The following is a 9,713-nucleotide window of genomic DNA, read 5'->3' on the forward strand; positions in this document are numbered from 1 at the left end:
TCAGCCCGCCTTCGCCCACTCGGTGTCCAGGAACGCGCACGCGTCGGCGACCGGCTTGCGGCCGGTGATGACGTCCTGGGCGGCCTGGTCGACCTTGTCCTTCATGCCGGGCAGCAGCCCGTCGTCGGCGGTCTCCCAGCGGAACGCGGGCACGATGGCGTGCTGCCGCACGGCCTCGGTGTAGAGCTCGTAGCCCGCCTTGAACGTCGGCCCGACGTCGGACGGCGGGGTGTAGCCCTTGATCGCCGGGAACAGGCCGTCGGCCTTGACCGACGCGTCGAGCTGGTCCTTGTCCAGCTGGAAGCCGAGCGCGAACTTCTTGGCGGCGTCGAGGTTCGCGGCCTTCGCGTTCACGATCATGCCGCCGCCGGTGTAGGCCGGGACGACGAGCTTGCCGTCCTCGGTGGGGAAGTTGAAGAGGCCCACTTCGAAGTCGTGCTTCTTCGAGTCGGCGTTCGCGGCGAACCAGTTGCCCATCGGGTACATCGCGCTCTTGCCGTCGAGGAACGCCTGCTCGGTCGCCGCGTAGTCGCGGGACACGCTGGTCTTGTCCACGTACCCCTTCGCGGCGAGGTCGGCGAGCTTCGAGAACGCGTGCTGGAACGCGGGATCGGTGAACTTGACCTTGTCCTGACGGCGTTGGGTGAGCCAGTCCGGCGTGGTGTTGTAGACCTCGGTGCCGACCAGTCCGGAGAGGATCATCGACGACGGGAAGCCGTCCTTGCCGCCGCCGATGGTGAACGGCGCGAACCCCTTGTCCTTCAGCTTGCCCGCGTCGGCGACCAGTTCGTCCCAGGTCTTCGGCGGCGCGGCGATGCCGGCGTCGGCGAACATCTTCTTGTTGTAGTAGACCGGCGGGATGGTCTGGGTGTTCGCCGGCAGCTGGTAGTACTTGCCGTTGACCGGGTTGGCTTCGGGGAACTCGAAGTCCTTGAGCTCACCGGGGGTCCAGGCGTAGAGGTGGCCGGCTTCGGCGAACCCCGCCGAGTCGACGGCGATCAGCACGTCAGGGAACTGGCCGGACTGCAGCAACTGCTTCGCGTACGACGTCCGGCCGTCGGCGGTCGGCGCGACGAGCTTCTTGACCTTGATGCCCGGGTTCTTGTCGGTGACGCGCTTGATGGCGGCGTCCCAGTAGGCCGGGGTGAGGTTCGGGGTCTCGAAGGTCAGGAACGTGATTTCGGTGCCGCCGCCGGCGTTCGAGCCGACCGAGCACGCGCTCACCGCCAGGAGCGCCGTCGCGCCCAGCGCCAGTAACCTTCTCATCGAGCCTCCCACCATATGTGATGTATGACGCATTTGATCTGACGTCTGGCGGGCTGTCAAGCGGTTCGGAGGCGCGAAACCGTCGATGAGTGGCCGATAGATCCGATCTCTAGTGCGGGATTCGGTTCAGCCGGATCACCGTGCTCGCGAAGTCGCCGGTCGGGAGGCCGAGGTGCAGTCCGTGGGCGAGGAGGACGGCGCCGCTGTGCGTGGTCCCGGCGTCCGGATCCACGTACCGCTCAGCGGGAGCGAGCCCGTCGAGCCGCACCGGCCGGTCCGGGTCGGCGAAGTGCGCGGCCTGCCGGTAGGCGAAGACGACCGACCGGTCGCCGAGGACGTACTGGAGCGCGACGAGGCCGTCGTCGAGCGGCGGGCGGAGCCGGTGCAGCGCGCCGCGCTGCACCACGGGCCGGATGTCCCGGTACAGCGCGACCATTTCGCGGGCGAGCGCGAGATCGGCGTCCGGCCAGCGCGCGATGTCGCCCCCGAGGCCGAGCACGCCGGCCATGGCGACGTGGAACCGGAAGCGCAGCGGCACCGAGCGGCCGGTGACGAAGCCGGGGTTGTCGGTCACCCAGGCCGACATCGCGCGGGCCGGGTAGAGCTGGCTGTACCCGTGCTGGATGCGGAGCCGGTCGAGGGCGTCGGTGTTGTCCGACGTCCAGACCTGGTCGGCGCGGGCGAGCACCCCGAGGTCGATCCGCCCGCCACCGCCGCTGCACGCCTCGATCCGCAGGGCGGGGTGGTCGTCGCGGAGGCGGTCCACGATCGCGTACACGGCACGGGTGTGCTCGACCCACAACCGGTCCTGATCGGCTTCGCCCGGCCAGCCCGCTTCGCTGAACGGGCGGTTCATGTCCCACTTGAGGAAGTCGACGCCGTGGTCGCCGACGAGCCGGTCGAGCCAGCCGTGCGCCCAGTCGGCGACGTCGGGCCGGGCGAAGTTGAGGACGAGCTGGTTGCGCAGTTCCGACCGCCGCCGGTGCGGGTGGTGCAGCACCCAGTCCGGGTGGGCGCGGTAGAGGTCGCTGTCGGGGTTGACCATCTCGGGTTCGACCCAGAGACCGAACTTCATGCCCAGCGCGTGCACCGCGGCCACCAGCGGCTCGAGCCCTTCGGGGAAGCGCTCGCGGTTGACGTGCCAGTCACCGAGCCCGGCGTGGTCGCCGGTGCGGGCGCCGAACCAGCCGTCGTCCAGCACGAAGAGCTCGGCCCCGAGCGCCGCGGCCCGTTCGGCGAGCGCGCGCTGACCGGGTTCGGAGACGGCGAAACCCGTGGCTTCCCAGGAGTTGTAGAGCACCGGGCGCAGTTCGCCGGGGTGCGGCAGGACGTGCTCGCGCGTGTAGGCGTGCCACGCGCGGCTCGCGGCGCCGAACCCGCCGCCGGTGAAGAGGCCGGCCGCGACCGGGGTGGTCAGCGGCCGCCCCGGCCCGACGCGGTGGGCGACGCCGTCCTGGCCGAAGCCGCCGCTGACGGTCAGGCGCCCGGTCGAGGCCCGGGTGGTGGTGAGGCGCCACGACCCGCTCCACGCGAGCGCGACGCCGTAGACCTCGCCGTGGCGTTCGGTGGCGGTGCCGTCGTCGACCATGACCCAGGGATTGGCGTGGTGACCGCTGATCCCGCGCCGGCTGCCGAACACGGTTTCCCCGTGCGGGACGGCCGTCCGCCGCAGCTGGGTCTCCGCGGCCCAGCGGCCGGTGGCGTGGCTGAGCCGGTAGTCCTCGAGGACGGGCAGCACCCAGGTCGCGGAGTCGGCCCGGACGACCTCGACGTCGGTGTCGGCGGCCAGCTCGGTCCAGCGTTCGAGGACGTCGCCCCGGAAGCGGTAGTGGAGCGTGATCCGCACGGAGTAGTGGCGGTCGGCGAACCGGATCGCGAGGTGGTTTTCGCTGCTGTCGTGGCTTTCGTACCGCCATTCGAGACCGCGGGTGCCGTCGGCGAAGCGCAGTTGCAGGGCCGGCGTCCAGTAGCGGGTGCCGGCGTCCGCGGCGAGTTCGTCGAGGCCTTCGTTCGGGTCGTTGAAGCCGTCCCAGCGGGGAAGCGTTTTCCCGGTGAGCTCGACGACCTCGGGTGGGGTGAGGGCCGGGCCCCAGTAGACGTGGGTGGGGACGTCGTCTTCGTCGAGGCGTAGTGCGTACGTGGTGGTTTCGCCGGTGAGCACCCAGGTGCGGTGGTCGTCGAGGAAGCTGATCCCGGCCATGCGGGCCATCCTGGCCGCCGGAGCACCGCGACGGCCAGGATTTCCCGCTCACCGGGTCAAGGGCGGTCGGTCAGGTACCCGCCCATGGTCTTGAAGTACTCGTGCGCCGGCAGTTCCGTCCCGTCGGCCGTCCGGACCCGCTCGACCACCAGGCCGGGCGAGCGGCCGCGACGGGCCTCCGGGCCGGCCACGATCACCACGCCGTCGCCTTCCCTGATGAAGATCCGGCCCGGCGTGCCGCCGTAGTGGCCCTGCGACACCGACGCCTTGAGGATCCGCAGCTCCTGGCCGCGGTGGTGGGTGAACGCGTTCGGGTACGGGTCGGACAGCGCGCGCACGAAGCGCTCGAGGTCCGCCGGGGGGAGGGTCCAGTCGATCAGGCTGTCGCGGCGGGCGCGCTTGTGGAAGAAGCTCGCCTTCGAGCGGTCCTGCGGGACCGGGGTGTAGCCCGTCTCGATCTTCGAGATGGCCTCGGCCGTGAGCGGGGCGATCAGGTCCACCGTGCGGTGGAACAGGTCCGTCGTGGTGTCGGCCGGACCGACCGGGATCGCGCGCTGCAGGACGATGCCGCCCGCGTCGAGTTCGCCGTCCATCATGTGGGCGGTGACGCCGACCTCGGGCTCGCCGTTGATCATCGCCCAGATGAGCGGCGAGAAGCCCGCGTACGCCGGCAGCAGCGAGTCGTGGATGTTGAGGGTGCCGTGCCGGGGGAGCTCGAAGATCTCCGGGGGCAGCCAGGTGCGCCAGTTGTTCGCCACGATCAGGTCGAGGTCGGCGGCCTTGAGCTCGGCCAGGAGTTCGGCGTCGTCGGGGCGATTGCGCAGCAGGACGCGGATGCCGTTGGCCTCGGCGAGGCCGGCGACCGAGTCGGCCCAGATCCGCTCGTAGGCGTGGTCGCTCTTCGGGTGCGTCACCACGAGGGCGACGTCGTGCCCCGCGTCGATGAGCGCCTGCAGGGTCCGGTGCCCCCAGGTCTGGTAGCCGAACATCGCCACGCGCATTCGAGAGTGCCCTTTCGTGATCGGGGACGAACATCACCACGAACGTACTAGGCGAGGCTCGCCTAAGTTAGGTTAGGGTTCCCTGAACGGTACCGGAGCGCGCGAGGGAGCAACATGACTGCAGAGGTCCCGATCTACGACATCGTCGGCGTGGGCTTCGGACCGTCGAACCTGGCCCTCGCGATCGCCCTCGCCGAGCACAACGCCGGCGCTGGGGAACCGGTGACCGCGCACTTCCTCGAGCGCCAGCCGAAGTTCGGGTGGCACCGCGGGATGCTGATCGACACCGCCACCATGCAGGTGTCGTTCCTGAAGGACCTGGTCACCATGCGGAACCCGACCAGCGAGTTCAGCTTCCTCAACTACCTCCACGCGGCGGGGCGGCTGGTCGACTTCATCAACCACAAGAACCTCTTCCCGCTGCGGGTCGAGTTCCACGACTACTTCGAGTGGGCGGCCGCGAAGGTCGACGACGTCGTCTCGTACGGCACCGAGGTCGTGTCGGTGAAGCCGGTGTACGACGGCCCGGAAGTGGCCTACTTCGACGTCGAGGCGTCCGACGGCTCGGCGTTGCGCGCCCGGAACCTGGTGGTGGGCACGGGTCTGCGGGCGCAGCTGCCCGACGGCGTCACCGCCGGCCCGCGGATCTGGCACAACAGCGAACTGCTGTTCCGCGTCGACGCCCTCCGCGGCACCTCGCCGCGGCGGTTCGTCGTCGTGGGCGCCGGGCAGAGCGCGGCCGAGGTCGCCGCGCTGCTGCACGACGAGTTCCCGCACGCCGAGGTGTGCGCGGTGTTCGCCCGCTACGGCTACAGCCCGGCCGACGACAGCGCGTTCGCCAACCGGATCTTCGACCCGGAGGCCGTCGACCAGTTCTACCGCGCGGGCGAGCCGGTCAAGGACCGCCTGATGCGCTACCACGGCGCGACGAACTACTCGGCCGTCGACATCGACCTGATCGACGAGCTCTACCGGCGCGTCTACCGCGAGAAGGTTCTCGGCGTGGAACGGCTGCGGCTGTTCAACGTCTCCCGCCCGGTCGAGGTGACCGACACCGGAACGTCGGTCTCGGCGACGGTCGAGTCGCTGACGACGGGCGAGCGCACGGTGCTGGAGGCCGACGCGGTCGTCTACGCCACGGGTTACCGGCCCGCGGACCCGACACCGCTGCTCGGCGAGCTCGGCGCACGCTGTTCGCGGGACGAGGCGGGCCGGCTGCGCGTCGAGCGCGACTACCGCCTCACGACGGAACCGGTGCTGCGCGGCGGGATCTACCTCCAGGGCGGCACCGAGCACACGCACGGCATCACGTCGTCGTTGCTCTCGAACACGGCGGTGCGGGTGGGGGAGATCCTGCAGTCCATTGTGGACCGCCGGGTGGTCGCGGAGCCGGCCGGGGAGTACGCGGTCAGCGCGCGCTGAGCTGCTCCCGCAGGATGTCGCCGTGGCCGGCGTGGCGGGCGAAGTCCTCGATCAGGAGCAGGTAGACGAACCGCAGGGTGACGTCGCCGAGGACGTCGTGCACCCGGGTTTCGTCGAGTTCGAAGCGGGCCGCGATCTCCCGGGAGCGAGCGCTGGCCCGCTCGAACTCGGCGATCACGTCCGCCACGGTTTCGCTGTCCGCGACGGCGAAACTCGGGTCGCCCGGGGTCGTGGGGCCGTCGCACCCGGACTCGTCGAGGCCTTGCAGCAGGCACTGGAACCACCGGCGCTCGGCCATGGCGGCGTGCTTGACCAGCCCGATCGGCGTGGTCACGGACGCGACCAGCCGCTCGCGGGCGTCGGCCTCCGACAGACCGCGAGCGACGTCGATGACGGCGCGGCGCTGGCGGTCCATGGTGGCTTCCAGCAGGTGGCGCTCGGGACCGGTGGTGATTTCGGGCAGCACGAACATGGCTCTGCTTCCTGGAGGGGGTTTCGGCCGGACGTTCCCCGGAACACGCGGGGCGGGCCTAACCCCAGGTTAGCAGGCTAGTGCTGCCGGGCTCGGCGGCGCCGGTTCACGTACAGGTACCAGTGCCAGACCGCGCTGAGCGCGAAGAGGACCGTCCACACCCACGAAGTCCACCGGCCCGTCAGCACGGCGAGCAGGAGGAACACGGCGGACCCGATGGTGCCGGTGATCGCGGCCGCCAGGATGAACCGTCGTTGCGCCGGGCTCAGCCGCGCCGGCCACGGGGCCGTCCACCGATTGTGCGTCACCCCCGAAGGATGCCATGCGGGGACAGCTCAGCCCTGGTGGGCCGGAGCCGGGTGGTGGCGGCTGATCGGGATCACCATCGGGGTGCCGCTGACCGGGTCCGGCGTGATCTGGCAGCGGACGTCGAACACCTCGTCCACCAGCTCCTCCGTGATCACCTCGGCCGGCGCGCCCGACGCCACGATCCGGCCCGCCTTCATCGCGATCACGTGGTCGGCGTAGCGGCACGCCTGCGGGAGGTCGTGCAGCACCATCACCACCGTGCGGCCCTCGCCGCGGTTGAGGTCGACGACCAGGTCGAGGACGTCGATCTGGTGGGCCAGGTCGAGGTACGTCGTGGGCTCGTCGAGCAGCAGCACCGGGGTGCCCTGGGCGACCGCCATCGCGATCCACGCGCGCTGGCGCTGGCCGCCGGAGAGTTCGTCGACCGGGCGGTCGGCCAGGTCGGTCATTTCCGTGGCTTCCAGGGCCGCGCTCACGGCGCCTTCGTCCGAAGTGGACCATTGGCGCCACCAGCTCTGGTGCGGGGCGCGGCCGCGGCCGACGAGGTCGGCGACCGTCATGCCTTCCGGTGCGACCGGGGACTGCGGCAGGATCCCGAGCCGCTGGGCGACCTGGCGGGTCGGCAGGTCGTGGATCGACCGGCCGTCGAGGTAGACCCCGCCCGACTTCGGGGTGAGCAGGCGGGCCAGCGTGCGCAGCAGCGTCGACTTCCCGCACGCGTTCGGCCCGACGATCGCGGTGATCCGGCCCGGCGGGACGTCGAGGTCGAGATCGTCGATGACGATCCGGTCGTCGTAGGCGACGCGCAGCTCCCGCACCCGCAGCGACGGTGTTTCCATGGGGTCAGCCTCCGGAGCCGGATCGGTTGGCCCTGGCCAGGAGCCAGAGCAGGAGCGGGGCGCCGAGCGCGCCGGTCACGACGCCGACCGGCAGCGGGGACGCCGTGATGGTGCGCGCCAGGATGTCGCTGCCCAGCACCACCACCGCACCGGTCAACGCCGACGCGAGGAGCGGTGGCGACGTCTGGCGCGCCAGGCGTTGCGCGATCTGCGGCGCCGTCAGCGCGACGAACGAAACCGGGCCCGCGGACGCCGTCGCGAACGCGACCAGCCCGGCGCCGGACAGCAGCAGGCCGAGCCGCACCGGCTGGACCGGGGTGCCGAGCCCGGCGGCCACCTCGTCGCCGAGCAGCAGCGTCCGCATCCACCGCGACAGTGCCAGCACCAGCGGCAACAGCACGGCCAGCGCGCAGGCGAGCGGGACGACGTGCTCCCAGCCGCGGTTGGCGAGGTTCCCGACGAGCCAGCCGATCGACGCCTGGGCTTCGGTGATCTGCGCGCGGCTGAGCAGGTAGTCGGTCAGGCTGGTGCACATCGCGAAGATCCCGATGCCGACCAGGATGATCCGGTAGCCGGTGGTGCCGCGCCGCCACGCCAGCGCGTAGACGAGCAGGCCGGTCAGCAGCCCGCCGAGCAGGCCGAGGGTCGTGGTGCCGAGCCCGCCGCCGAAGCCGAACGAGATCCCCGCGACGACGGCGGTGGCCGCGCCCGCGTTGATGCCGATCATGTCCGGGCTGGCCAGCGGGTTGCGGGTGATGGTCTGGAACACCGCGCCGGACGCGCCGAACGCGAGCCCGGCGAGCAGCCCGGTCAGCGCCCGGGGCAGCCGCAGATCCTGGACGATGTAGGCGGTTCCGCTGTCGCCGCCGCCGAACACCGCCGCGAGGACGTCGGACACGCCGAGCGGGACGTCGCCGATCGTCATGCCCACGCAGAACAACACGAACGCCAGGACGGCGAGAACGAGCGACACGGCGGCGGGCCGGAGCCGGATCTGGCCGGACACCGGCGGTTTCGCGAGGCGGAACGTGACGCGGTCGCGCCGCACCTGCAGCAGGCTCATGTCAGGACTCCACGAGCTTGCGGCGGCGGACGAGGTAGATGAAGAACGGCGCGCCCAGGAACGCGACGATCACGCCGGCGCGGATCTCCCCGGGCCGGGCCATGATCCGGCCGAGGATGTCGGCGGCCAGCAGCAGGCACGGCGCGAGCACCGCGGTGTAGGGCAGCAGCCAGCGGTGGTCGGCGCCGACGAGGAACCGGACGGCGTGCGGCACGATCAGGCCGAGGAAGACGATCGGGCCGGCGACGGCGACCGACGCGCCGGTCAGCAGCGTGATGGCCAGCGCGCCGCGCAGCCGCAGCGGGCCCAGCTTCCGTCCGAGCGCGACCGCGACGTCGTCCCCGAGCGCGAGGCTGTTCAGCGCCGGGCCGCTCGCGAGGGCGAGCACCACGCCGACGAGGAGGAACGGCAGGATCCGCAGCAGCGAACCGCCGTCGACGCCGGCGAGGGAACCGGCGGACCAGAAGCGGAAGCGGTTGAGCGCCACCGGGTCCGACAGCACCATCGCGCTGGTGAACGAGCCGAGCAACGCCGTGACGGCGGCTCCGGCGAGGGCCAGCTTGACCGGGCTCGACCCGCTGCGGCCGCGGGTGCCGAGGTAGTAGACGACGGCGGTCGCGGCGAGCGCGCCGGCGAAGGCGAACCAGACGTAGCCGTAGAGCGAGCTGACGCCGAGCACGGTGATCGAGAAAACGATCGCGAACGCGGCCCCGGCGCTGATGCCCAGCAGCCCGGGGTCGGCCAGCGGGTTGCGGGTCAGCGCCTGCATCACCGTGCCGGCCAGCCCGAGCGCGGCGCCGACCAGGACCGCCAGCAGCGTCCGCGGCATCCGGACACTGTGGATGATCACCGCGTCGGCCGAGCCGTCGTCGTGCCACAGGACCTGCCAGACGGCGCCGAACGATATCTCCTTCGAACCCAGCCAGACGCTCAGCAGGCACAGGAAAACCAGGACGCCGAGGGCGGCGAGCAGACCGAGGGCACGGCCCGTGTGTGGCGGGCGTCGCGTGAGAGCGATCCCTCCGGGGTCTGTTCGCACCGCACCTCCGACTGGTACTGATTTTAGGTAAGGCTAACCGATGGTACAGGAGTGCATCCTCACCATCCGTTTGTTAGGGTCACCTAAGTTTGCGCCCCTTCA

Annotated in this window: 9 protein-coding genes; 1 reads left to right on the forward strand and 8 read right to left on the reverse strand. The window is 71.2% G+C overall.

Translation table 11 applies throughout. The features are described 5' to 3' along the window. The 3 genes from SD460_RS23845 to SD460_RS23855 form a co-directional block, all read right to left on the reverse strand. Positions 1-1,266: an extracellular solute-binding protein gene (locus SD460_RS23845; RefSeq protein WP_290059938.1), complete on the reverse strand. Its 1,266-nt coding sequence runs from the start codon at positions 1,264-1,266 to the stop codon at positions 1-3. 109 nt (positions 1,267-1,375) lie between these two features. Continuing rightward, a complete protein-coding gene (locus SD460_RS23850; RefSeq protein ID WP_318306759.1) occupies positions 1,376-3,466 on the reverse strand; it encodes an alpha-galactosidase in 2,091 nt (696 codons plus the stop codon). A 56-nt stretch (positions 3,467-3,522) separates the two neighbouring features. Next, positions 3,523-4,467 carry a methionyl-tRNA formyltransferase gene (locus SD460_RS23855; RefSeq protein ID WP_290061758.1) on the reverse strand — a complete coding sequence of 315 codons (945 nt, stop codon included), beginning with the start codon at positions 4,465-4,467 and terminating at the stop codon, positions 3,523-3,525. Between the two features lie 114 nt (positions 4,468-4,581). Here SD460_RS23855 and SD460_RS23860 point away from each other — a divergent pair, with 114 nt between their 5' ends. Continuing rightward, positions 4,582-5,889, forward strand: a complete 1,308-nt coding sequence (locus SD460_RS23860; protein ID WP_290061759.1) for a lysine N(6)-hydroxylase/L-ornithine N(5)-oxygenase family protein — start codon at positions 4,582-4,584, stop codon at positions 5,887-5,889. On the opposite strand, the gene SD460_RS23865 is transcribed toward SD460_RS23860, so the two are convergent. The 5 genes from SD460_RS23865 to SD460_RS23885 all read right to left on the reverse strand — a co-directional run bounded on the left by SD460_RS23865 (position 5,876) and on the right by SD460_RS23885 (position 9,611). Next, the gene (locus SD460_RS23865; RefSeq protein WP_290061760.1) at positions 5,876-6,361 is read right to left on the reverse strand and encodes a DinB family protein; all 486 of its coding nucleotides are present in this window, start codon (positions 6,359-6,361) and stop codon (positions 5,876-5,878) included. The genes SD460_RS23860 and SD460_RS23865 overlap by 14 nt on opposite strands. Before the next feature lie 77 nt (positions 6,362-6,438). After that, complete coding sequence (locus SD460_RS23870) at positions 6,439-6,669, reverse strand: hypothetical protein (RefSeq protein WP_290061761.1); 231 nt, start codon at positions 6,667-6,669, stop codon at positions 6,439-6,441. Between the two features lie 27 nt (positions 6,670-6,696). Then, on the reverse strand, positions 6,697-7,509 hold the full coding sequence (locus SD460_RS23875) for an ABC transporter ATP-binding protein (protein WP_290061762.1): 813 nt from the start codon (positions 7,507-7,509) through the stop codon (positions 6,697-6,699). 4 nt (positions 7,510-7,513) lie between these two features. Further along, positions 7,514-8,572 (reverse strand): FecCD family ABC transporter permease, encoded by a 1,059-nt coding sequence (locus SD460_RS23880; RefSeq protein WP_290061764.1) that lies wholly within the window; start codon positions 8,570-8,572, stop codon positions 7,514-7,516. 1 nt (position 8,573) lies between these two features. Continuing rightward, on the reverse strand, positions 8,574-9,611 hold the full coding sequence (locus tag SD460_RS23885) for a FecCD family ABC transporter permease (RefSeq protein WP_290061765.1): 1,038 nt from the start codon (positions 9,609-9,611) through the stop codon (positions 8,574-8,576). Positions 9,612-9,713: the final 102 nt, after the last annotated feature.

Source organism: Amycolatopsis solani (genome assembly GCF_033441515.1).
GTDB classification, from domain to species: Bacteria; Actinomycetota; Actinomycetes; order Mycobacteriales; family Pseudonocardiaceae; genus Amycolatopsis; species Amycolatopsis solani.